The sequence below is a fragment of the Pseudacidovorax sp. RU35E genome, assembly GCF_900156165.1.
GTDB lineage: Bacteria > Pseudomonadota > Gammaproteobacteria > Burkholderiales > Burkholderiaceae_C > Xenophilus.
In genome coordinates this window covers 133,071-155,362 of record NZ_FTMY01000009.1, presented here as the reverse complement: position 1 = coordinate 155,362, position 22,292 = coordinate 133,071, and the positions used below count along the sequence as shown (strand labels likewise).

At 69.9% G+C, this 22,292-nt stretch carries 17 protein-coding genes; 6 read left to right on the top strand and 11 right to left on the bottom strand.

Annotation, left to right across the window (positions count from 1 at the left end; all coding sequences use genetic code 11):
- Positions 1–6: 6 nt before the first annotated feature.
- From mfd to BXA03_RS17385, 4 genes are all read left to right on the top strand, one after another.
- Positions 7–3,534, top strand: a complete 3,528-nt coding sequence (mfd, locus tag BXA03_RS17400; RefSeq protein WP_076510144.1) for a transcription-repair coupling factor — start codon at positions 7–9, stop codon at positions 3,532–3,534.
- A gap of 139 nt (positions 3,535–3,673) precedes the next feature.
- Positions 3,674–4,651, top strand: coding sequence for a Bug family tripartite tricarboxylate transporter substrate binding protein (locus BXA03_RS17395; RefSeq protein WP_076510142.1), 978 nt, complete (start codon positions 3,674–3,676; stop codon positions 4,649–4,651).
- A gap of 93 nt (positions 4,652–4,744) precedes the next feature.
- Positions 4,745–5,470: a phosphoserine phosphatase SerB gene (serB, locus tag BXA03_RS17390; RefSeq protein WP_076510140.1), complete on the top strand. Its 726-nt coding sequence runs from the start codon at positions 4,745–4,747 to the stop codon at positions 5,468–5,470.
- Positions 5,471–5,548: 78 nt separating this feature from the next.
- Positions 5,549–5,944, top strand: coding sequence for a DoxX family protein (locus BXA03_RS17385; RefSeq protein WP_076510138.1), 396 nt, complete (start codon positions 5,549–5,551; stop codon positions 5,942–5,944).
- A 69-nt stretch (positions 5,945–6,013) separates the two neighbouring features.
- Here the strand turns inward: BXA03_RS17385 and def are convergent, their stop codons facing one another.
- The 5 genes from def to smc all read right to left on the bottom strand — a co-directional run bounded on the left by def (position 6,014) and on the right by smc (position 14,162).
- A complete protein-coding gene (gene def, locus BXA03_RS17380) occupies positions 6,014–6,553 on the bottom strand; it encodes a peptide deformylase (protein WP_076510136.1) in 540 nt (179 codons plus the stop codon).
- Positions 6,554–6,627: 74 nt separating this feature from the next.
- A complete protein-coding gene (locus tag BXA03_RS17375) occupies positions 6,628–7,179 on the bottom strand; it encodes a hypothetical protein (protein WP_143476350.1) in 552 nt (183 codons plus the stop codon).
- A gap of 128 nt (positions 7,180–7,307) precedes the next feature.
- Complete coding sequence (gene ligA, locus BXA03_RS17370) at positions 7,308–9,467, bottom strand: NAD-dependent DNA ligase LigA (protein WP_076510132.1); 2,160 nt, start codon at positions 9,465–9,467, stop codon at positions 7,308–7,310.
- Between the two features lie 17 nt (positions 9,468–9,484).
- Complete coding sequence (locus tag BXA03_RS17365) at positions 9,485–10,594, bottom strand: cell division protein ZipA C-terminal FtsZ-binding domain-containing protein (protein ID WP_076510130.1); 1,110 nt, start codon at positions 10,592–10,594, stop codon at positions 9,485–9,487.
- A 52-nt stretch (positions 10,595–10,646) separates the two neighbouring features.
- On the bottom strand, positions 10,647–14,162 hold the full coding sequence (gene smc, locus BXA03_RS17360; protein WP_076510128.1) for a chromosome segregation protein SMC: 3,516 nt from the start codon (positions 14,160–14,162) through the stop codon (positions 10,647–10,649).
- A 127-nt stretch (positions 14,163–14,289) separates the two neighbouring features.
- Between smc and BXA03_RS17355 the strand changes: the two genes are divergently transcribed.
- Both BXA03_RS17355 and BXA03_RS17350 read left to right on the top strand, forming a co-directional pair.
- A complete protein-coding gene (locus BXA03_RS17355) occupies positions 14,290–15,021 on the top strand; it encodes a hypothetical protein (RefSeq protein WP_234983725.1) in 732 nt (243 codons plus the stop codon).
- A 144-nt stretch (positions 15,022–15,165) separates the two neighbouring features.
- The gene (locus tag BXA03_RS17350) at positions 15,166–15,858 is read left to right on the top strand and encodes a P-loop NTPase family protein (RefSeq protein WP_076510124.1); all 693 of its coding nucleotides are present in this window, start codon (positions 15,166–15,168) and stop codon (positions 15,856–15,858) included.
- A 30-nt stretch (positions 15,859–15,888) separates the two neighbouring features.
- Here BXA03_RS17350 and BXA03_RS17345 read toward each other — a convergent pair whose 3' ends face one another.
- The 6 genes from BXA03_RS17345 to BXA03_RS17320 form a co-directional block, all read right to left on the bottom strand.
- Positions 15,889–17,070, bottom strand: coding sequence for an alpha-hydroxy acid oxidase (locus BXA03_RS17345; RefSeq protein WP_076510122.1), 1,182 nt, complete (start codon positions 17,068–17,070; stop codon positions 15,889–15,891).
- A gap of 46 nt (positions 17,071–17,116) precedes the next feature.
- Positions 17,117–18,100, bottom strand: coding sequence for a Bug family tripartite tricarboxylate transporter substrate binding protein (locus tag BXA03_RS17340; RefSeq protein WP_076510120.1), 984 nt, complete (start codon positions 18,098–18,100; stop codon positions 17,117–17,119).
- 199 nt (positions 18,101–18,299) lie between these two features.
- Positions 18,300–19,454 (bottom strand): mandelate racemase/muconate lactonizing enzyme family protein, encoded by a 1,155-nt coding sequence (locus BXA03_RS17335; protein ID WP_076510118.1) that lies wholly within the window; start codon positions 19,452–19,454, stop codon positions 18,300–18,302.
- Positions 19,455–19,572: 118 nt separating this feature from the next.
- Entirely contained in the window at positions 19,573–20,484 is a 912-nt protein-coding gene (locus tag BXA03_RS17330) for a LysR substrate-binding domain-containing protein (RefSeq protein ID WP_159444729.1), read from the bottom strand.
- On the bottom strand, positions 20,477–21,193 hold the full coding sequence (locus tag BXA03_RS17325; RefSeq protein ID WP_076510114.1) for an arylmalonate decarboxylase: 717 nt from the start codon (positions 21,191–21,193) through the stop codon (positions 20,477–20,479). The genes BXA03_RS17330 and BXA03_RS17325 overlap by 8 nt, the downstream gene beginning before the upstream one ends.
- A gap of 60 nt (positions 21,194–21,253) precedes the next feature.
- Entirely contained in the window at positions 21,254–22,261 is a 1,008-nt protein-coding gene (locus BXA03_RS17320) for a Bug family tripartite tricarboxylate transporter substrate binding protein (RefSeq protein WP_076510425.1), read from the bottom strand.
- Positions 22,262–22,292 lie beyond the last annotated feature (31 nt).

Sequence of the window (22,292 nt, the reverse complement as noted above, 5' to 3'; positions counted from 1 at the left end):
CCCCGCATGGACCTGCCCGCCCTCTCCCCCGGCAAACGCTTCACCCTTCCCCGTCCGCCATCCTCCAGCGATGCACTGCTGCTCGCTCGGCTGGCAGTGCGTGAAAAGTCGGCCGGTCGCACGACCGCCATCTTCACGGCGGACGCCACCGACACCCAGCGCCTGACGGACGAACTGGCCTTCTTCGCGCCCGAACTGCGCTGCGCCGTCTTCCCGGACTGGGAGACGCTGCCCTACGACAGCTTTTCGCCGCACCAGGACCTGATCAGCGAACGCCTGGCGACGCTGTGGCGCATCCTGCAGAAGGAGGTGGACGTGGTGCTGGTGCCGGCGACCACGGCGCTCTACCGCCTGGCGCCGCCAGGATTCATGGCGGGCTATACCTTCCACTTCCGCACCAAGCAGAAGCTGGACGAGGCGCGCCTGAAGGCCCAGCTCACGCTGGCGGGCTACAGCCATGTGACGCAGGTGGTGAGCCCCGGCGAATACGCGGTGCGCGGCGGACTGATCGACCTGTTTCCGATGGGTTCGCCGCAGCCCTTCCGCGTCGACCTGTTCGACGACGAAATCGATTCGATCCGCACCTTCGACCCCGACAGCCAGCGCAGCCTGTACCCCGTGCCCGAGGTGCGCCTGCTGCCCGGCCGCGAGTTCCCGATGGACGACGACGCCCGCGCGCATTTCCGCAGCCGCTGGCGCGAACTGCTCGAAGGCGACCCGACCAAGAGCCGCATCTACAAGGACATGGGCAACGGCGTCGCCACCGCCGGGATCGAGTACTACCTGCCGCTGTTCTTCGACCAGACGGCCACGGTGTTCGACTACCTGGCCGGCGCCGGTGCGGAACGCCGGGACGGCGATGCGCCCTCCTCCGTCACGCTGGTGCTGCACGGCGACCTGGAGGCCGCCTTCCAGCATTTCTGGCAGGACACGCGCGAGCGCTACCGCCTGGCCCACGGCGACCCGGAGCGACCGGTGCTGCCGCCCGAGGCGCTGTTCCTCAATGCCGAGCAGTTCTACGGACAGACTAAGCCGCACCGGCAACTGTCGCTGCGGGCCTCATCCGCTCAGGCTGAGCCTGTCGAAGCCTTCCCCGAATTCGCGCTGCTGCCCCCGATGGCCGCCGTGCGCGGCGCGGACGACCCCCTCGCCCGCCTCAAGGAACACATCCAGGCCACGCGCCACCGCGTGCTGCTGCTGGCCGAAACGGCCGGCCGGCGCGAGAGCCTGCTGGACTTCCTGCGCGCCAGCGGTGTCAGCCCGCCAGCCTTCGACACCCTGGCCGAATTCGAGGCCGACGCGACCGAGAAGATCGGCATCGCCACCGCCGCGCTGGCCGCCGGCTTTGCCTGGAACGAGGCCGGCATCGACTTCGTCACCGAGACCGAGCTCTTCGCCACCGGCACCGGCAGCGGCCGGCGCCGCAACAACCGGCAGGAGGCCACGAGCGACGTCGACGCGCTGATCAAGGACCTCTCTGAACTCGCCCTGGGCGACCCGGTCGTGCACAGCGCGCACGGCATCGGCCGCTACCAGGGCCTGGTCAACATGGACCTGGGCCAGGGCGTGGGGCCGGACGGCAAGCCACTGCTGCAGGAATTCCTGCACCTGGAGTACGCCGACAAGGCCACGCTCTACGTGCCGGTGAGCCAGCTGCACCTGATCAGCCGCTACACCGGCGTCAGCGCCGACGAGGCGCCGCTGCACAAGCTGGGCAGCGGCCAGTGGGACAAGGCCAAGCGCAAGGCCGCCGAGCAGGTGCGCGACGCCGCGGCCGAGCTGCTCAACATCTACGCCCGCCGCGCCGCGCGCGAGGGCCATGCCTTCCGCTTCCAGGCAGCGGACTACGAGGTCTTCGCCAACGACTTCGGCTTCGAGGAGACGGCCGACCAGAAAGCGGCGATCCATGCCGTGATCCAGGACATGATCTCGCCCCAGCCGATGGACCGGCTGGTCTGCGGCGACGTGGGCTTCGGCAAGACCGAGGTGGCGCTGCGGGCGGCCTTCGTGGCCATCACCGGCGGCAAGCAGGTGGCCTTCCTGGCGCCCACCACGCTGCTGGCCGAGCAGCACTACCAGACGCTGGTGGACCGCTTCTCCAAGTGGCCTGTCAAGGTGGCCGAGATGAGCCGCTTCCGCTCCGCCAAGGAGATCTCGGCCGCTGCCAAGGGCCTGGCCGACGGCAGCGTCGACATCGTCGTCGGCACGCACAAGCTGCTTTCCGAGAGCGTCAAGTTCAAGAACCTGGGCCTGCTCATCATCGACGAGGAGCACCGCTTCGGCGTGCGCCACAAGGAGGCGATGAAAGCCATGCGCGCCGAGGTGGACGTGCTGACACTCACCGCCACGCCCATCCCGCGCACGCTGGGCATGGCGCTGGAGGGCCTGCGCGACCTGTCGGTCATCGCCACCGCGCCGCAGCGGCGCCTGGCCATCAAGACCTTCGTGCGCAACGAGGGCACCGGCGTGATCCGCGAGGCCGTGCTGCGCGAATTGAAACGCGGCGGGCAGGTTTACTTCCTGCACAACGAGGTCGAGACCATCGAGAACCGGCGCCAGAAGCTGCAGGAGATCCTGCCCGAGGCGCGCATCGCCGTGGCCCACGGCCAGATGCCCGAGCGCGAGCTGGAACGCGTGATGCGCGACTTCGTCGGCCAGCGCTTCAACCTGCTGCTGTGCTCGACCATCATCGAGACCGGCATCGACGTGCCCAGTGCCAACACCATCGTCATCAGCCGGGCCGACAAGTTCGGCCTGGCGCAGTTGCACCAGCTGCGCGGCCGCGTGGGCCGCAGCCACCACCAGGCCTATGCCTATCTCATGGTGCCGGACATCGAGGGCCTGACCAAGCAGGCGGCCCAGCGGCTGGATGCCATCCAGGCCATGGAAGAGCTGGGCTCCGGCTTCTACCTGGCCATGCACGACCTGGAGATCCGCGGCGCCGGCGAGGTGCTGGGCGAGCACCAGAGCGGCAACATGATGGAGATCGGCTTCCAGCTCTACAACGAGATGCTGGCCGAGGCCGTGGCCTCGCTCAAGGCCGGCAAGGAGCCCGACCTGCTGGCGCCGCTGTCGGCCACCACCGAGATCAACCTGCATGCCCCCGCACTGCTGCCCGACGACTATTGCGGCGACGTGCACCTGCGCCTGTCCTTCTACAAGAAGCTGGCCACGGCCAAGACGACGGACCAGATCGACACCCTGCTCGAAGAGCTGGTGGACCGCTTCGGCAAGCTGCCGCCGCAGACGCAGACGCTGATCGACGTGCACCGTCTGCGCGTGTTGGCGCGGCCCTACGGCGTGACCAAGGTGGACGCGGCGCCGGGCGTGATCAACATCAGCTTCAAGCCCAACCCGCCCATCGACCCGATGGCCATCATCGGGCTGATCCAGAAGAACAAGCACATCAAGCTGGCGGGCAACGACAAGCTGCGCATCGAGCGCGAGCTGACGGACCCGAAGGACCGGGCGCAGATGGTGCGCGACGTGCTGCGCTCGCTGGGCCAGCCGAAGACCGAGGCAGTGGCGGCCTGAGGGGCGCCTGGGTCGCTCCGAGCCCTGAAGGAGTCGCGTGGCCCGTCGCTTTCGTCCGCCGGGTCGGCTGCGCGAAAGCTTGCATCGGCACAGGGCTTGCTAAAACTCACCGTTCCAAAACGCAACGGAGAGAGAAGCGATGCACACCCGACGACAAGCCCTGATGTTCACGGGCGCACTGGGCACGCTGGCCGCCAGCGGCCAGGCATTTGCGCAGCCCCGGTACCCCGACCGGCCGGTGAAGGTCATCGTGGGCCTGCCCGCGGGCGGCAGCGCGGACATGATCGCGCGCGAGGTGAGCCAGAAGCTCGGCGCGGCGCTCGGCCAGCCCTTCGTCGTGGACAACCGTGCCGGTGCGTCGGGGCAGATCGGCATGCCTGCGGTGGCCCGCGCGGCGCCGGACGGCTACACGCTCACCGTCTCTCCCGCCTCTTTCCTCACGACCAACAAGAGCGTCTTCAAGACCCTGCCCTACGACCCCGAAGCCGACTTCGCGCCGATCTCGCGACTGGTGAACCAGCCCATGGTGCTGATCGTGAAGGACAAGGCCAAGTACCCCACGGTCGCGGCATTCCTCGCCGCCGCCAAAGCGGAGCCGGGCAAGCTCACCTACGCATCGTCGGGCGACGGCAGCCCCCAGCACCTGGGTGCGCTCATGTTCGAGACCCGCACCGGCGCGAAGATGCTCCACGTGCCCTACAAGGGTGGCGCGCCGGCCATCAACGACACGCTGGCCGGCAGCGTGGACGGCATGTTCGCCGTCATGCCCGAGGCGCTGCCGCATGTGCAGGCGGGCAAGCTGTTCGCACTGGGCGTGCTGAGCCCGCAGCGCTCGCCCGTGCTGCCCAATGTGCCGACCATGGCCGAAAGCGGCATCCCCGACCTGAATCTCTCGGCCTGGGTGGGCATCCTGGCGCCGGCCCGCACGCCCAAGCCCCTCATCGACCAGCTGAACGCAGCCGTGCGCGCCGCACTGGATGCAGACCTCAAGGCCAAGCTGGCCACCAACGGGATCGAGGTGGCGCCTAGCTCGCCCGAGGAGCTGCAGCGCATCATCGCCGCGGACATCAAGCTGCACGCGCAGTTGGTGAAGGCAGCGGGATTGGTGCCGCAGTAAGCCACCGCGTCCTGCAGCATCGCGGCGAGGTCCGTCGCAGCCCGTTGCGACGCAAGCCCGGCGCCCACGGATCGCGATGAGAAAATCGACGTCATGACTGTCGCCGTTCCCACGCCATCCATCTCGCCAGGCCTTGTCGTCCGGCACATCCCCAGGCCGCTGAAGCTGGCCGACTTCGGCCTGATCGCCTTCGACATGGACTCGACGCTGATCACCATCGAATGCATCGACGAGATCGCCGATGCGGTGGGCAAGAAGGCAGAAGTCGCGGCCATCACCGAGGCCACCATGCGCGGCGAGATCAAGGACTTCAAGGAAAGCCTGCGCCGCCGCGTCGCGCTGCTCGAAGGCGTGCCGGTGGGCGCGCTGCAGGAGGTCTACGACCAGCGGCTGCGCCTGTCGCCCGGCGCGCCCGAGCTGGTGGGCGCCTGCCGCGAGGCGGGTCTCAAGGTGCTGCTGGTGTCTGGCGGCTTCACCTTCTTCGCCGATCGCGTGATGGCCCGGCTGGGCATCGACTTCGCACGCTCCAACCTGCTGGAGGAAGATGGCGGCCGGCTCACCGGACGGGTGCGCGCGCAGGACTGGGGCGACATCTGCGACGGCGCCGAAAAACGCCGCACGCTGCTCGAAGTGGCCTCGCTGCTGCGCCTTGCGCCGTCGCAGACCATCGCGGTCGGCGATGGCGCCAACGACCTGCCGATGATGGGCGCAGCGGGGTTGTCGGTGGCCTTCCATGCCAAGCCCAAAGTGCGGGAGCAGGCCATGGTGGCCATCGACGCGGGCGGGCTGGACCGGCTGCTCGAGGTGGTGCAGCCCTGACCGATCGGCGCGGCTACCATTCCGCGCTCTTGGCCGCTGTGTGGCCTCCTCTCCCAACTTCCTTTCACCCTACCGTCCATGAACCGTACCGACGACATCGGCAAGTTCCTCCTGCGCGCCACCCTGGGCGTGCTGATCCTGCTGCACGGCATCGCCAAACTGCCCAAGGGGGTCGACGGCATCGGCCACATGCTGGCCTCGCATGGTGTGCCGGGCATCCTCGCGAACCTGGTCTACGTGGGCGAGATCGTGGCTCCGGCGCTGCTGATCGTCGGCTTTTTGACGCGTCCCGCAGCGCTGGTGATCGCCATCAACATGGTGGTCGCCATCTGGCTGGTCCACATGGGCGACCTGGGCAAGTTCAGCGCCAACGGCGGCTGGGCGCTGGAACTGCAGGGCATGTTCCTGGCGGCGGCACTGACCATCTCGATGATCGGCGGCGGCCGCATCGGCGCTGGCGGACGCTTCAACTGAGGTCGGTGCCACCGGTCTGCTGAGCTGCCTTGCCGGCTGCCGTGGGCGATCGTCAGACCCGCACGTGTCTCAGTCGTCGTCCGAAGCGTCAAGGCCGGGAAACAGCACCTCGGTAAAACCGAAGCGGGTGAAGTCCCGCACTCTCATCGGATAGAGCTTGCCGATCAGGTGGTCGCATTCGTGCTGCACCACCCGGGCATGAAAGCCCTCGGCTTCGCGCTGGATCGGATCGCCGTAAGGGTCGAAACCTTGGTAGCGGATGTGCTTCCAGCGTGGCACCACGCCGCGCAGCCCAGGCACTGACAGACAGCCCTCCCAACCTTCTTCCTCCTCGTCGCCCAATGGCTCGATCACCGGATTGAGCAGCACGGTACGGGGAACGACGGGGGCATCCGGATAGCGCGGGTTGGGCGCGTCGGTGCCGAATATCACCAGTTGCAGATCGACGCCGATCTGGGGCGCCGCGAGTCCGGCGCCATTGACGGCGCGCATGGTCTCGAACATGTCGCGCACGAGCAGATGCAGTTCGTCGGTGTCGAAGGCGGTGACGGGTTGGGCGATGCGCAGCAGCCGCGGGTCGCCCATCTTGAGGATTCGCCGGATGGTCATGGGCCGATTCTGCCGATGCAGCGGTCTTTCCGAACGGTCTTCGCTGCTCGGTCGCCATCAGCCCGCAAGCTCGGTCAAGGCGTGTTGCCGGAATCCTGCCGCGGCACCGGAATGACCGTGCCGCTGCCCACGCGCGGATCCACGAAGGGCACGCCGCCCTGGCCACGACCACCGCCGCCAGCACCAGGGCCCCGCGGAGGCACGACGGGCACCACCGGCACGGCGCCCGGCAATTGAGCCTGGGGCGGCGGCGCACCGCGCCAACCCCGATTGCCCCGGTCGCTGCGATCCCGATCCCAATCGCGGCCACGGTCACGGTCGTTCCAGCCGGGCCTTCCGCCGTAGTACCCCGGCGGATAGGCAGCAGGTGCCACCGGCCGGCTGCCCCAGTAGCGCGGACTGGGCTCTCGGTACACATCGACACCGACATAGCCGCCGGGCACCACGGCCGGCTGGCCGTAATACGGTTGCGCGGGATAGGCCGGATAAGCCGGTTGCGGATAGGTCTGGTAGCCCGGATAGCTGGTGGCATAGCCCGGAGCGTCATAGGCGGCGCAGCCACCCAGCAGGATTGCCACACCCAGCGCCAAAGCGCGAGCCCCACCACGTCTGAAGTTCTTCGTCATCGTTTGTCCTCGTGGCCGCAGCCATGGATGTTCAACGCGGTTGGAGCCCGGATGCCGACGAGGGACTCCCTTTACACGGGTAACGCCCCGTAAGAGTCAGCGCACGGACCGTAGCAATCGGACTGCCGTCAGGCCGCTGCCAACAGCGCAAGCATGCCTGCCTCGTCCAGCACCTCGACGCCCAGCTCGCGCGCCTTGTCGAGCTTGCTGCCGGCAGCCTCCCCGGCCACCACATAGTGCGTCTTCTTGCTGACCGAGCCAGCCACCTTGGCGCCAGCCGCCTCCAGCTTTTCCTTCGCGTCCTCGCGCGAGAGCGTAGGCAGCGTGCCTGTGATGACGAAGGTCTTGCCCGCCAGAGGCAGCGCCGCACGTGGCGCGGGATCGCCTTCCGGCCACTGCACGCCGCAGGCCCGCAGCTGCTCGATCACCTCGCGGTTGTGGGGCTGGGCGAAGAAGGTGTGGATGGCCTCGGCCACGATGGGGCCGACGTCGTTCACCTCCAGCAGCTGCTCCGCGCTCGCGTCCATGATGCCGTCCAGCCGGCCGAAGTGGCGCGCCAGGTCCTTGGCCGTGGTCTCGCCCACATGCCGGATGCCCAGGCCGTACAGGAAACGCGGCAGCGTGGTCGTCTTGGAGGCTTCCAGCCCTTCGAGCACGTTCTGCGCGGACTTCTCGGCCATGCGGTCCAGCGCCGCCAGCGCGGTCAGGCCGATGCGGTAGAGGTCGGGCAACGTCTTGACGATGCCGGCGTCCACCAGCTGGTCGACCAGCTTCTCGCCCAGGCCCTCGATGTCCACCGCCCTACGCTGCGCGTAGTGCAGGATTGCCTGCTTGCGCTGTGCCCCGCAGAAGAGTCCGCCCGAGCAGCGGTGGTTGACCTCGCCCTTCTCCCGCACCACGGCGCTGCCGCAGATCGGACATTGCCGCGGCATGCGGAAGTTGGGCACGTAGGGGTCACGTGGGGGCAGGCGGTGGCTCTCGCCCTCGCCCACTGCCTGGTCGATGGCCGCCTCGCTGGCCGTGCCTTCGGCGCGCGCCTTCGCCACGCCGGCCGGCGGCACGCGGCCGACCACCTCGGGAATCACATCGCCGGCGCGGCGGATGACGACCATGTCGCCCACGCGCAATTCCTTGCGCCGCAGCTCGAACAGGTTGTGCAGCGTGGCATTGGAGACGGTGGTGCCGCCGACGAACACCGGGTCCAGCCGCGCCACCGGCGTCAGCTTGCCGGTACGACCCACCTGCACATCAATGCCCAGCATGCGGGTCATCTGCTCCTGCGCCGGGTACTTGTGGGCCACGGCCCAGCGCGGCTCGCGCGAGACAAACCCCAACTGCCGCTGGAGCGCCAGGCTGTTCACCTTGTAGACCACGCCGTCGATGTCGAAGGGCAACTGGTCGCGCAGCGCGCCGATCTGGCGGTGGAACTCGGCCAACTCCTGCGGGCCGTTGCAGACCTGCGTGCGGTCAGACACCGGAAAGCCCCAGGAGCGCAGCGTCAGCAGCGCCTGGTATTGCGTGCCGAAGTCCGGCCCGCCCTGCGCCACTGGGGTGACCTCGCCCCAGCCATAGGCGAAGAAGGACAGCGGCCGCTGCCGCGCGATGGCGGGGTCGAGCTGGCGCACCGCGCCGGCCGCGGCATTGCGCGGGTTGACGTAGGTCTTCTCGTTCTTCTGGCCGGCCTCGATCTTCTGGCGCTGCCGTTCGTTGAGGCGGTCGAAGTCGGCCCGCTTCATGTAGACCTCGCCGCGCACTTCCAGGACGGGCGGCGCGTCCTTCGGCAGCTTCAAGGGAATCTGGCCGATGGTGCGGATGTTCTGCGTCACGTCCTCGCCCACCTCGCCGTCGCCGCGGGTCGCGGCCTGCACCAGCGTGCCGTTCTCGTAGCGCAGGTTGATGGCCAGACCGTCGAACTTGAGTTCGGCGACGTACTCGACGGCCGGCGCATCGGCCGCCAGGCCCAGTTCGCGGCGCACGCGGGCGTCGAAGGCTTCGGCGCCGGTGGCCTCGATGTCGGTCTCGGTGCGGATGGACAGCATCGGCACCTGATGCCGCACCTTGGCGAAGAAGGGCAGCACCGCGCCGCCCACGCGCTGGGTGGGCGAATCGGGGGTGCGCAACGCCGGATGCGCCTCTTCCAGCTCGGAGAGACGGCGGAACAGCCGGTCGTATTCGGCGTCGGGGATCTGCGGCGCATCCAGCACGTAGTACTGGTGCGCGTGATGGTTCAGCGCCATGCGCAGCTCGGCGGCCTCCTGGGCCACCGCTGCGGGAACGGTGTCGGTCATCGCGGTCGGTGTGCGGATCAGGAGAACAGGCGGCGCGCCAGCGCCGAGCCGGCGGACAGCTCGCGGCCGTCCAGCGTGTCGTAGAGCTGTTCCAGATCCTGGCCGATGGCATCCAGCGTCTCGGTGCGCAGGGGCTGGCCATCGCTGTCGGTGACCACGCCGTCCATCTCGCGTGCCAGGGCCTCGGCGATCTCGCGCATGCGGGCGAAGGGCTCCAGCGCGCGGTCGACCTGCGGCACGTCCAGGCTCAGCATCAACTCGCGGATGGCAGATTGCGCCGGGTCGTCGGCCAGAGCCGCCTGGGTGTCGAAGACGAGACCAAGCACCGGCGGCGCGCCGGCATCGCTGTTCGGCAGCACCATGCGGCCGGGCAGCATGCCGGGCACGAAGCCCAGGCGCGCGGCGTTCTGCTGCACGTAGCCGGGGCTCCAGGCGGCATGGCGAGCGCGCAGCACGAAGGCCAGTTGCGCGTCGTGCGCACTGGCGAACTGGTCCAGCTCGCGGGCGCGGGCCACTTCGTCCAGCATCTCGGGGAACTCGGGCGCGCCATTGAGCGCATCGGCGAAGGCCTGGGCCTTGACCACGAACTCCGAATACTCGATCTCGTTGAGGGCGCCGGTGCGGTTGGCCAACTGCACGCCGATCTGCAATGCGCGGTAGCGGGCGCTGGACGCGGGCGGTTCCCACTCGGCCGCACCGTCGCGCAGCCCCTCGACGGCGATGGGCTTGCTGCCGGCGCGGCGCGTGGACGGCATGGCGGCGAGCACGGCGGCACCCGAAACCAGCCCTTCCAGCACCACCGGCGCGATCACGTCGATCAGCGGGTCGAGCCCGCCGCGGCGGTTGCCCATCAGGGCCGCGGCGCCGGGCTGGCCGGTGGGCGGCGGCAGGTCCGGATCGAACAAGGGCTCATGCCGGTCGGCCGAATGCACGTCGTTCGGGTCCACATGCAGCACCGGATCGTCCGGCCCGCCCTGGGCCCCGTCCAGCGGCGCCAGGCCGGAATGCGGGCCGTCGCCCTCCGGCTGGCGGGGGGCGTTGCGGCGCAGCGTCCAGGTGTTGTAGGCGATCAGGGCCGCCAGCACCAGGCCGCCGGCGATGGCCACCGCGATCGTGAGATTGCTCATTGGGATTGCTCTTCCGTGTTCTTGTTGTAAGGGGCGCGGACGTGCCTGCGCGTCAGCCGACTTCGGCCATGCCGGCGGCGGATTCCATGTCCACCGCCACGATGCGCGAGACGCCCTGCTCCTGCATGGTCACGCCGATCAGCTGCTGCGCCATCTCCATCGCGATCTTGTTGTGGCTGATGAAGAGGAACTGCGTGCCCCGGCTCATGGCCGACACCAGCCGGGCGTAACGCTCGGTGTTGGCATCGTCCAGCGGCGCGTCCACCTCGTCCAGCAGGCAGAAGGGCGCGGGGTTGAGCTGGAAGATGGCGAACACCAGCGCGATGGCCGTCAGCGCCTTCTCGCCGCCCGAGAGCAGGTGGATGGTCTGGTTCTTCTTGCCGGGCGGCTGGGCCATGACCTGAACGCCCGCATCCAGGATCTCGTCGCCGGTCATGATCAGCCGCGCGTTGCCGCCGCCGAACAGCTCCGGGAACATGCGGCTGAAGTGCTCGTTGACGGTGTTGAAGGTGCCGCCCAGCAGTTCGCGCGTCTCGCCATCGATCTTGCGGATGGCGTCTTCCAGCGTGGTGATGGCCTCGTTCAGGTCGGCCGACTGGGCGTCGAGGAAGGTCTTGCGCTCGCGGGCGCTGGTGAGTTCGTCCAGCGCCGCCAGGTTGACGGCGCCCAGGCCGGCCACCTCGCGGTGCAGGCGGTCGATCTCGCCCTGCAGCCCGGCCAGGCGCACCTTGTCGGCCTCGATGGAGGCGGCGATGGCCTCGCGGTCGGCCTGTGCGTCTGTCAGCAACTGCTCGTACTGCTCCAGGCCCAGGCGCGCGGCCTGTTCCTTGAGCTGCATCTCGGTGATGCGCTGGCGCAGCGGGTCGAGCGCGCGCTCGATCTGCAGCCGTCGCTCGTCGCTGGCGCGCAGCTTCTGCGTCAGGTCGTCGTACTGGCTGCGCATGGCGCCCAGCGCGGCCTCACGCTCGGCCTTGAGGTCGAGGGCGTCCTGCAGGCCGGCCTGCGCAGCGGCGTCCGACAGGCGGGCCAGTTCGCCCTCGGCCCGCTCGCGCTCGTCGGCCAGCGCCACGGTCTGCTGGCGGGCGGTGTCGATGCCGCGGCCGAGTTCGGCGCGGCGCGCCTCCAGCGTGCGCTGGGAGAAGGTGGATTCCTGCACCTGCCGCTCCAGGCTGCGGTGCTGCTCGCGGGCGGCGTCCAGCTTGCGGCTGGCCTCGATCACCCGCTCTTCCAGCTCGGCATGGCGCTCCTGGCTGTCGGCCAGCTGCAGGTCCAGCTCCTCGAAGCGGGCCTCGGCGGCGACGCGGCGCTCCTGCAATTCTTCAAGCTGGGCCTCGACCTCGCCCAGATCAGCATTGAGTTGTTCGCTGCGGGCGCGGGCCTGCTCGGCCTGCTGCGACAGACGCAGCGTCTCGACCTGCAATTCATGGGCGCGGGCGCGGGTCTGGTCGGCCTCGCGTCGTGCGCCGACCAGGCGGCCGGCGGCCTCGCCATAGGCGCTTTCGGCCCGCACGAGGGCGGTGCGGGCCTCCTCGGCGATCAGGGCCTGGGCGCGCAGTTCGCGCTCCAGGTTCTCCATCTCCTGCTGGCGGGCCAGCAGGCCGGACTGTTCGGAGTCCTGCGCATAGAGGCCGACGCTGTGGCGCGTGACGACGTGGCCGGCCGCCACGTAGATGGCCTCGCCGGGCTGGAGTCGCTCGCGGGCGGCCAGCGCTTCGTCCAGGCTGGCGGCGGTGAAGCAGCCATGCAGCCAGTCGGCCAGGAGCGACTGCAGGCCGGCGTCATGCAGCCGCAGCAGGTCCGCGAGGCGGGGCATGACGGCAGGCATAGAGGCGGCCGGCGCGGCGGGTGGCGTGTAGAAGCTGAGCTTGGCCGGCGGCGCGTCGTTGGCGAAGGCGCGGGCCATCTCCAGGCGGGAAATCTCGAGTGCACCCATGCGGTCGCGGAGCGCGGCTTCGAGGGCGGCCTCCCAGCCCGGCTCCACATGCAGGCGGCTCCACAGGCCTTGCAGGCCATCGAGACCGTGCTTGGCGAGCCAGGGGCGCAGCTTGCCGTCGGTCTTGACCTTCTCCTGCAGGGCACGCAGCGCCTCCAGCCGGGCGGACAGTTCGGCCTGGCGCGCGCCTTCGGTGTTGACGGCCTGCTGGCGGGCGCGGCGGTCGTCGTCCAGCTGCGGCACGCGCTCCTGCAGGTCCATCAGGCGCGCCTCGGATTCGCTGGCGGCTTCTTCGGCCATGGCGAATTCCTCGCGCAGCGCGTCCAGCTTCGCCTCGTCGGGTGCGTTCAGCGCCTGCCGGTCGGCACGCAGGCGATCGCTGCGCTGAGCGAGCTGGCGCACCTGGTCGTCGATGTTGCGCTGGTCGGCGGCCAGCACCTGGATCTGCTGCTGCACCTGCACCACCGCGCCGCGCTGACCGTTGGCCGTCTCCTGCGCGCGCTGGCGGGCGTCTTCCAGCTCGGGCAGGCGGGCTTCCTGCTCTTCCAGCTGCGCGGCCAGGATGGCGGCCTGCTCCTCGGCGTCCATGCCGGCGCCGGCCAGGTTCTCCAGCTCGACCTCGGCATCGGCGCGGCGGGTGTCCCATTGCTGGATCTGCTCGGCCAGCTGGGCCAGGCGCTGCTGCACGCGCTGGCGGCCTTCGACCACGTAGCGGATCTCGCCCTCCAGCCGGCCCACCTCGGCACTGGCCTCGTAGAGCTTGCCCTGGGCCTGGTTGACCTGGTCGCCGGCGCCGTAGTGGGCCTGGCGGATGGTCTCCAGCTCGGCCTCGATGTGGCGCAGGTCGGCCATGCGCGATTCGAGGTCGTTGACGGCCTGGCGGCCCTCGGCCTGCACGCGCAGCTGGTCGGCCTCGGCATCGGCGCGCTTGAGGAACCACAGCTGGTGCTGCTTGCGCGTGGCCTCGGCCTGCAGCTGGTTGTAGCGCGCCGCCACCTCGGCCTGCTTCTCCAGCTTCTCGAGGTTGGCGTTGAGTTCGCGCAGGATGTCCTCTACCCGGGTCAGGTTCTCGCGCGTGTCCGACAGACGGTTCTCGGTCTCGCGGCGGCGCTCCTTGTACTTGGAGACGCCAGCGGCCTCTTCGAGGAAGAGCCGCAGTTCCTCGGGCTTGGACTCGATGATCCGGCTGATCGTGCCCTGGCCGATGATGGCGTAGGCCCGCGGGCCCAGGCCGGTGCCCAGGAACACGTCCTGCACGTCGCGGCGACGTACCGGCTGGTTGTTGATGAAGTAGCTGCTGTTGCCGTCGCGCGTGAGCACGCGCTTGACCGCGATCTCGGTGAACTGGCTCCACTGGCCGCCGGCGCGGTGGTCGGCGTTGTCGAACACCAGCTCCACGCTGGCCCGGCTGGCCTGCTTGCGGCTGGTGGTGCCGTTGAAGATCACGTCCTGCATGGACTCGCCGCGCAGCTCGGAGGCGCGCGACTCGCCCAGCACCCAGCGCACCGCGTCCATGATGTTGGACTTGCCGCAGCCGTTGGGGCCCACCACGCCCACCAGCTGGCCCGGGAGCATGAAGTTGGTCGGCTCAGCGAAGGACTTGAACCCGGAAAGCTTGATGGAGTTGAGACGCACCGCAGACGGGCAGCAAGGCCAAGATGTTGATATTCAAGGAGAAAGTGCGCAGGCCGTGCCTTGCCGCGCAAGGGCAGGATGATAACGTGCACCCATGCGCCTTCCCCTGCCCGCTTCCCTCGCGCCCATGCACGCGCGGCCCCTGCTGCTGCCCGGCCTGATCGGTGCCTGCGCCCTGCTCGCCGGCTGCGGAATGTTCCACGACACCCAGCGCGCCGAGCCCTACACGCAGGGCGAATGGATGGAGTCCGGCGCCAACCGCGTGGCCAACCTGGCGCTGCGCGACAACCTGGAGTCCGTGCGCCGCGTGCAGCTGTCGCTGTACCGCCGCAACCCACGTGAATGGCGCAAATGGGCCACCAGCGCCGACGACGCCGTGGCCCGCACCTGGCAGGCCATCGACCAGGAGCGCCCCCTGCCCTGGCTGCGCGGCGCCACCGGCATCGACGCCGTGCGTCTGGCCTTCGCACCGCCCGAGACCTATGCGGGCGACCGCGTGGCCGCGCTCGTGAACGGCTGGTCCGCCATGCTCAAGCAGGCCAACGGCGACACCTGGCGGCAGACCATGATCGACGGCGTCAGCGCCGAGAACGCCTTCCGCGCCGCACGCAACTTCGAGATCTCGCTTTGGCTGCTGACCTCGCGCACCGGCACCGACGGCCAGCCCCTGCTGCTGTCCACCGAGATCAGCGAGCGCGGCCGCAACCTGCTGGTGGACCGGGAGCTGTCGAAGGTGGTGGCGCGGCTCGATCTGCTGGCCGCCCAGGCCGACGAGAAATACCGCCGCGCCGCGCTGGACTTCAGCCAGAACTGGCTGATGGGCAACCTGGGGCCGCTGCTGGCGATGGTGCCGCGCTGAGGCGGGCCGGTGCCGACCCTTCGGGCAGGCCGTCTTTGCACACCGCAGACACGGACCACTTTCTAGAATGAGCCGCGCAACCCGTGCAAACCCGGCCTCCGCGCCGCGCGGCGCGCAACTTCTCCACCATCTCCCCTCCTGCACATGAGCACCCTGAACTTCATCGGTGGCGAAAAAGGCGGCGTCGGCAAGTCCGTCACCTCGCGCCTGCTGGCCCAGTACTTCATCGACCGCAGCCGCCCCTTCATCGGCTTCGACACCGACCGTTCGCACAACTCCTTCACCCGCTTCTACGAGGGCTTCGCCTCGCCTGTGGCGGTGGACAGCTTCGAGGGACTCGACACGGTGGTCAACGGCTTCGAGGAGCACCCCGAGCGCAGCGTGATCGTCGACCTGGCCGCGCAGACGCAGGCGCCGCTGGCGCGCTGGATCGCCGAATCGCAGCTCTTCGAGGTGTTCGACGAGCTGGAGATCCCGGTCGTGTTCTGGCACGTGATGGACGATGGCCGCGACTCCACCGACATGCTGGGTCGCCTGGTCGATACCTACGGCACCCGTGCCCGGTACGTGGTGGTGCAGAACCAGGGCCGCGGCAGCGACTTCTCGACGCTGGAAGGCTCGCCCGCGCAGATCAAGGCCCGCGAGCACGGCGCCCAGTTCATCACCCTGCCCCGCCTGCAGGAAGCGACGATGCGCAAGATCGACGCCAACAACACGAGCTTCTGGAAGGCCGTCAACGACAAGACCGGCCCCGAGGCGTTGGGCCTGCTGGAGCGCCAGCGCGTCAAGGGCTGGCTGGCGCAGGTCTACGCGCAGTTCGACACGCTGGGGCTCTGACCCGGCCCCTGCTCGCCGGCGTGCCGGCCCTCAGTCCCAAGGGCCGCCACGCTGCGGTCCGAGCAGGATCGACGCATCCACATCGTCGATGTGCGTGCGGCCGCAGAAGGCCATGGTCAGGTCCAGCTCGCGCCGGATGATCTGCAGCACCCGCATGACGCCCGCCTCGCCGAAGGCCCCCAGCCCATAGAGGAAGGCGCGACCGATCATGGTGCCGCGGGCGCCCAGCGCCCGGGCCTTGAGCACGTCCTGGCCGCTGCGCACGCCGCTGTCGAGCCAGACCTCGATCTCCAGCCCCACGGCATCGGCAATGGCCGGCAGCGCGCGGATGGCGGAGGGCGCCCCGTCCAGCTGCCGGCCACCATGGTTGGAGACCACGATCGCATCCGCGCCGCAGTCCACGGCCCGGCGAGCATCCTCCGCGTCGAGGATGCCCTTGAGCACCAGCGGCCCGCCCCAGCGGCGCTTGATCCATTCCACGTCCGCCCACGACAGCGTGGGATCGAACTGGGCGTTGGTCCAGGCGGCCAGCGAGGCCATGTCGTCCACGCCCTTCACATGGCCCACGATGTTGCCGAAGCTGCGCCGCCGCGTGCCCAGCATGCCCAGGCACCAGCGCGTGCGCAGGGCCAGGTCCAGCAGGTTGCGCAGCGTGGGCCGCGGCGGCACCGACAGGCCGTTGCGGATGTCGGCATGGCGCTGCCCCATCACCGGCAAGTCGAGCGTGAGTTGGAGCGCGCTGCAGTTGGCCGCCCTCGCCCGCTCGATCAGCGACTCGATGAACGTACGGTCGCGCATCACGTAGAGCTGGAACCAGAAGGGATGCCGCCCGGTGTGCGCGGCCACGTCCTCCAGCGAGCAGATGCTCATGGTCGAGAGCGTGAAGGGCACGCCGAAGTCGCGTGCGGCGCGCGCGGCCAGGATCTCGCCATCGGCATGCTGCATGCCCGTGAGGCCCGTCGGCGCCAGCGCCACCGGCATGGCCACGTGATGGCCGAGCATCGTGGTGGCGACGGTGCGCTGCGAGATGTCCCGCGCCACGCGCTGGCGCAGCAGTAGTTGCTGGAAGTCGCGCTCGTTGGCGCGGTAGGTCGATTCGCGCCAGGAGCCCGAATCGACGTACTCGTAGAACATGCGCGGCACCCGCGCCCGGGCCACCTGGCGCAGATCTTCCACGCAGGTCATGCGCGCCAGTGCGGCCGGCGCACTCATGCGCACGCCCTGCGCGCCAACCCGCTCGGCGACGGTGCAAGGGGGCTCATTGGGCGACGATGTTCTGCTCGCGGATCAGCTGGCCCCAGCGCTGCGACTCCTGCACGAGGCTGCGGCCCAGTTCGGCCGGCGGCTCGAAGGCCGGCACGGCGCCCTGCTGCGCGACGACCTGGGCCAGGTCGGGCGCAGCCATCACCGTGCGCACGGCGCTGCCCAGCCGCTCTACCACCGCATCGGGCGTACCGGCCGGTGCCAGCAGGAACACGCGCGGCGCGGCATCGAAGCCCGGCACCGCCGCCGCCAGCGGCGCCACGTCCTCGGCACCCGCCAGCTTGACCGGGCTCATCACCGCCAGCGCCTTGAGCCGTCCGCCCTTGGCCTGCGCCAGGGCCGAGGTGGCGCTGACGACGCCCAGCGGCACCTGCCCGCTGATCACGTCCGGCACGATCTGGGCCGCGCCGCGATACGGGATGTGCGTGACGAAGGTGCCGGTCTTGCCCTTGAACAGCTCGAAGCCCAGGTGCTGCACCGTGCCCACGCCCGAGGTGGCGAAGGAATAGTGGCCGGGCCTCGCCTTGAGGGCGGCCACCAGCTCCTGCGGCGTCTTCGCCGGGAAGTCGTTGCCCGCCACGACGACCAGCGGCAGCGTGAACAGACCTGCCACCGGCACGAAGCTCTTGATGGGGTCGAAGGACATCTTCGGCTGCATGTATTGCGCGATCAGCGTGGAGCTGTCGCCCAGCAGCAGCGTGTAGCCGTCGGCGGGCGCCTTGGCCGCCAGGTCACCGGCGATCAGGCCGGCGGCGCCCGCCCGGTTCTCGACCACGACCTGCTGGCCCAGCAGCGTGGACAGGCGCGGCGTGAGCAGCCGGGCCATGGCGTCCACGCCGCCGCCGGCCGAATAGCCGACCAGCAGGCGGATCGGGCGCTCGGGATACGTTCCGGACTGCGCCTGCACGGCCGGCGCGGCGGCCAGCATCGCGGCGGCCAGGGCGAAGGCGTGGCGGCGAGTCAATGGATGGGTCGTCATGGTTGTCTCCTTTTCTTGTTCGGGCGCGGACTTGGGCTGCGCGCCGTTCTGCCCTTCGACAGGCTCAGGGCGAACGGCTTGGGGCGCCGCGGTTTCAGGGCGAACGGGTTGATGCGCCGCGGTTCACCCGCATGTCTGGAACCGGTATGGGGACGGGGAACGAACGCTCGGGGAACTGGCGATGCGAGGGCACTTCATGTCACGCTTTTCCGGCACCGCGCGAGCCCGGGCGCTTGGCCAGCTCGCGCAGCCGCTCGCGGTTCGGCGCGAAGCCCAGGCCCGGCGCCTGCGGCAGGTCGAGCACGCCGGCCTGCGGCTCGGGCAGGCCGTCGAACACCTGCTTGCAGCATTCCACGGCCACCGAGTGGTACTCGACCAGCGAGCCGTTGGCCAGGCCCGCATGCAGGTGCATGTTGTGGTGCGGCCAGGCGCCGCCGTTGGCAAAGCGCGTGTTGAAGGCCGCGGCCATGCCGGCGATGCGCGCGCACTGCGTGAAGCCGCCGGTGATGCAGGCATTGGGCTGCACCACGTCCACCGCCTGCGCCACCAGCATGTCGCGGAAGCGGCTGGCATGGCCCTCGTTCTGGCCGGCCGCCAGCGGGATCGCCGTCTTGGCCCGCAGCTTGGCCAGGTTGGGAATGTCGTTCTGCGTCACCGGCTCCTCGAAGAAGGCGATGTCGTAGGCCTCCACCCGGCGGGCCAGCGACAGCGCATGGAAATAGTCCAGGCTGCAGTTGGCGTCGATGTAGATCTGCACGTCGGGGCCCACCGCCTCGCGGACGGCACGGATGCGCTGCACGTCCTCGGCGATCAGCGTGTCGAGCGGCCGGGGCTCGTCGCGGCGCGCCAGCCCGTGGTGGCCCACCGTCATCTTCAGGCGCGAGAAGCCGCGGCCCACCCAGTCGCGCGCGGCCTGGGCCAGCTCGTCGCGGTCGTAGAAGGCGAAGCCGAAGGTGGCATACACCGGCACCTGGGCGCGTGCGCCGCCCAGCAGCTTCCAGCAGGGCTGCCCCAAGGCCTGGCCCTTCAGGTCCCACAGGGCGAGGTCGATGGCGGCGATGGCATGGCTGGCATAACCCGACTGGCCGCGGGGCGTGAGCAGCCAGTAGAGCCGCTCCCACACCTGCTCGTGGTTGAGCGGGTCCAGCCCCTTCAGGTGATGGGCGGCCACCTCGTTGACGATGGCGGCCACGGCCTCTTCCTCGGTGATGGCGGTCATGCCGGTGCCGATGCGGCCATCGTCGGTCTCGATGTCGACCAGGCACAGCGAGAGCGAGGTGGTCTTGGTGCGGCCGCCATGGCCGACGCTGACCGGCAGGTTCAGCGGCGTGGCGTGGACGCGGGCAATCTTCATGGGGCGGTGTCTCCTGGCTTCGGGTCTTCGGGGGAACGCGGCCAGTCTAGGAAGCCGCCCCCGCCCGCCACAACGCCGCGGCGCGAAGGCCGCTTTCGCGATCCGCGAAGACGAGGGTTTACGCGGGGCGCGGCGCGCGGCCGGCCAGCACGTCGAACAGCGTGCGCGCGGGCGGCGCCAGCTCCACGCCCTCGCGCACGGCGATGCGGTGCGTGCGCACGGCCCAGGCGTCCGTCAGCGGCACGGCCCGGATCGGCAGGCTGGCCAGCTGCGGCGCGACGGCCTCGCGCGGCAGCACCGCCACACCCAGGCCGCCGGCCACCATGCGGCAGACCACGTCGAAGCTGCGCATCTGCATGCGGATCTTGAGCAGGCGGCCCGCCACCGACGCGGCGGCGGCCAGCCGGCTGGAGAGTGCGGTGCCGTCGCCCAGGGAGATGAAGTCCTCATCCAGCGCATCCGCCAGCGCCGCGGCCTCGCGCATGGCCAGTGCGTGCCCCTGCGGCACCACCAGCACCAGCGTGTCGACGAAGCAGTCGGTCAGCGCGATGCCGTGCGGCGCATGCGCCATGTGCACGATGCCCAGGTCGGCGCGGCCTTCGAGCAGCAGCAGCGGAATGTCGAGGCTGCCATGCTCTTCCACGTCGATGCGGATCAGCGGATGGGCGCGGGCCATGTGCTGCAGGTGGGCGGGCATCACCTCCACCAGCGCCGAGGTGTTGGCCGCCAGGCGCACATGACCCTGCAGGCCGCGGGCATGGTCGTGAAGGTCGAGCGACAGGCGGTCGGCATCGGCCAGCAACTCGCGCCCGCGGCGCACCAGCATCTGACCCGCCGGCGTGAGCCGTACGCCGCGCGATGAGCGCTCGAAGATGCGCAGGCCCAGCGATTCCTCCAGCGCGCTGATGCGGGCGCTGGCGGCGGCGATGGCCAGGTTCAGCCGGTCGCTCGCGGCGCTGATCGAGCCCAGCTCGGCCGCCGTGACCACGACGCGCAGCGTGGCCAGGTCCAGCTGAAGGCCCTCAGGCATCGAAGAGGCGGCCGTGGCCGGGCGATGCGGCATCCAGGCCGGCGGTTCGCATCAGGTCCCAGAAGCCGGCCGGCGAACTGGAGGTGACGGGCAGGCCCAGTTCGCGCTCCAGGCGCGGATGCAGGTCCAGCGTGCGCAGGCCGCCGCAGGAGATGAGCAGGCCGTCCGGCTGCCCTTCAGCGCTGACGCTGCGGGCGAGCTGGGCGAGCGTCCCGGCATCGACCTGACCGACCGCCTCGACGCCCGTCATCGACAGGCCGCGGATGGCCGTGACCTCGAAGCCCTCGGCTTCCAGGTAGGCGGCGAGCCGGTCGTTGAGCGTGTCGATGTAGGCCGTGGCCACCGCCACCCGACGCATGCCCAGTTGGCGCAGGCTGCGCACGATGGCATGACTCATGGTCGTGCACGGCAGACCGGTCGCGGCCGCCATCCGGGCACGGAGATCCTCGGTGAAGGCGGCGCCGCGATAGAAGCTGAGCGAGGTGCCCATGAGCGAGACGGCCTGCGCGCCTGCTGCCTTCAGCTCGCGGGCCAGGTCGACGATACGCCCTTCCACCTCGTCGAAGCCTTCGGGATGGATGCCCGCCAGTGCGAGGCCGCGGGCGAGGAAGCGTGCGCGGCCGTCGTACAGCGCCGGGCCTTCGGGCGGCACCTCGCCAGCGGCGGGCGGCACGATCAGCCCGAGCACGGGCATGGCGGAATCGGTCATCGCAGCTCCTGGGGCAAAGCTGCGGATTGTGGGGCCGCCCGCGGCGGCCCCCGCCCACGCTCAGAGCTTGATGCCCGCGCCCTTCACCGTCGGTCCCAGCACCGCCACTTGGTCGCGCACGAAGCCTTCGAAGCGCGCGGTGCTCTCGGGCTGGGCCACGATGCCCAGGTCGACCATCTTCTTCTGCACTTCGGGCATGGCCAGCACCGCGTTGGTCGCGTCGTGCAGGCGGGCGCTCGTCTCGGCCGGCAACCTGGCCGGGCCGGAGATGCCGAAGAAGTTCTCCAGCACCAGCTTGGGCTGGCCCAGTTCGACCATGGTGGGCACCTCGGGCATCAGCGGCGAGCGGGTGGTGCCGGTGACGGCCAGCGGCACCAGCTGGCCGGTCTTGAAGTACTGCACGTAGGCCGTGATCACGTCGATGCCCACGGGCACGATGTTGGCCAGCAGGTCGGTCGTCATGGGCGCGCCGCCGCGGTAGGGCACATGCACCATGTTGGCGCCCGTCACGCGCTTGATCAGCTCACCATGGATGTGGCCGACCGAGCCCGGGCCGCCGGAGCCGAAGTCCAGCCGCCCGTCCTTCTTGGCGCGCGCCTCCAGATCGGCCCAGCTCTTGATGCCGGACTCCTTGCTCGCCATGACCACCAGCGGCGCCGAGCCCAGGTAGGCCACATGGCTGAAGGCGGCGACCGGGTCGTAGGGCTGCTTGTCCAGCGTGAAGGGGCCCAGCGCAATCGGCGTGGTGTTGGAGAGCATCAGCGTGTAGCCATCCGGCGCCGCCGTGGCCACCACCTGGCCGCCGATGGTGCCGCCCGCACCGGGGCGGTTGTCCACCACCACCGGCTGGCCGAGCTTGCGGCCCAGCTGTTCGGCCACCACGCGTGCCAGGATGTCGCTGGCGCCACCGGGTGCAAAGGTGACGACGATCTTGATCGGCCGCTCGGGCCACTGGGCGAAGGCAGGCAGGGCGCCGGCCGCCGCCCCCGCGGCCATCAGGCGCAATGCGCCGCGTCGGCTCAGGCGCGGCAGGGTCGATCCGCGTGTAGGAAGAAAGAATTCGGACATGGTGAAGGCCGCAAGCAATGGGAATGCCCGC

Excerpts from the sequence above, each read along its gene's own strand:
- BXA03_RS17355 (WP_234983725.1), top strand. The coding sequence starts at position 14,290 with ATGCACGCGCGGCCCCTGCTGCTGCCCGGCCTGATCGGTGCCTGCGCC.
- BXA03_RS17325 (WP_076510114.1), bottom strand. The coding sequence starts at position 21,193 with ATGACCGATTCCGCCATGCCCGTGCTCGGGCTGATCGTGCCGCCCGCC.
- BXA03_RS17335 (WP_076510118.1), bottom strand. The coding sequence starts at position 19,454 with ATGAAGATTGCCCGCGTCCACGCCACGCCGCTGAACCTGCCGGTCAGC.
- BXA03_RS17320 (WP_076510425.1), bottom strand. The coding sequence starts at position 22,261 with ATGTCCGAATTCTTTCTTCCTACACGCGGATCGACCCTGCCGCGCCTG.
- BXA03_RS17340 (WP_076510120.1), bottom strand. The coding sequence starts at position 18,100 with ATGACGACCCATCCATTGACTCGCCGCCACGCCTTCGCCCTGGCCGCC.
- mfd (WP_076510144.1), top strand. The coding sequence starts at position 7 with ATGGACCTGCCCGCCCTCTCCCCCGGCAAACGCTTCACCCTTCCCCGT.
- BXA03_RS17375 (WP_143476350.1), bottom strand. The coding sequence starts at position 7,179 with ATGACGAAGAACTTCAGACGTGGTGGGGCTCGCGCTTTGGCGCTGGGT.
- BXA03_RS17345 (WP_076510122.1), bottom strand. The coding sequence starts at position 17,070 with ATGAGTGCGCCGGCCGCACTGGCGCGCATGACCTGCGTGGAAGATCTG.
- BXA03_RS17330 (WP_159444729.1), bottom strand. The coding sequence starts at position 20,484 with ATGCCTGAGGGCCTTCAGCTGGACCTGGCCACGCTGCGCGTCGTGGTC.
- ligA (WP_076510132.1), bottom strand. The coding sequence starts at position 9,467 with ATGACCGACACCGTTCCCGCAGCGGTGGCCCAGGAGGCCGCCGAGCTG.
- def (WP_076510136.1), bottom strand. The coding sequence starts at position 6,553 with ATGACCATCCGGCGAATCCTCAAGATGGGCGACCCGCGGCTGCTGCGC.
- serB (WP_076510140.1), top strand. The coding sequence starts at position 4,745 with ATGACTGTCGCCGTTCCCACGCCATCCATCTCGCCAGGCCTTGTCGTC.
- BXA03_RS17350 (WP_076510124.1), top strand. The coding sequence starts at position 15,166 with ATGAGCACCCTGAACTTCATCGGTGGCGAAAAAGGCGGCGTCGGCAAG.
- BXA03_RS17385 (WP_076510138.1), top strand. The coding sequence starts at position 5,549 with ATGAACCGTACCGACGACATCGGCAAGTTCCTCCTGCGCGCCACCCTG.
- BXA03_RS17395 (WP_076510142.1), top strand. The coding sequence starts at position 3,674 with ATGCACACCCGACGACAAGCCCTGATGTTCACGGGCGCACTGGGCACG.
- BXA03_RS17365 (WP_076510130.1), bottom strand. The coding sequence starts at position 10,594 with ATGAGCAATCTCACGATCGCGGTGGCCATCGCCGGCGGCCTGGTGCTG.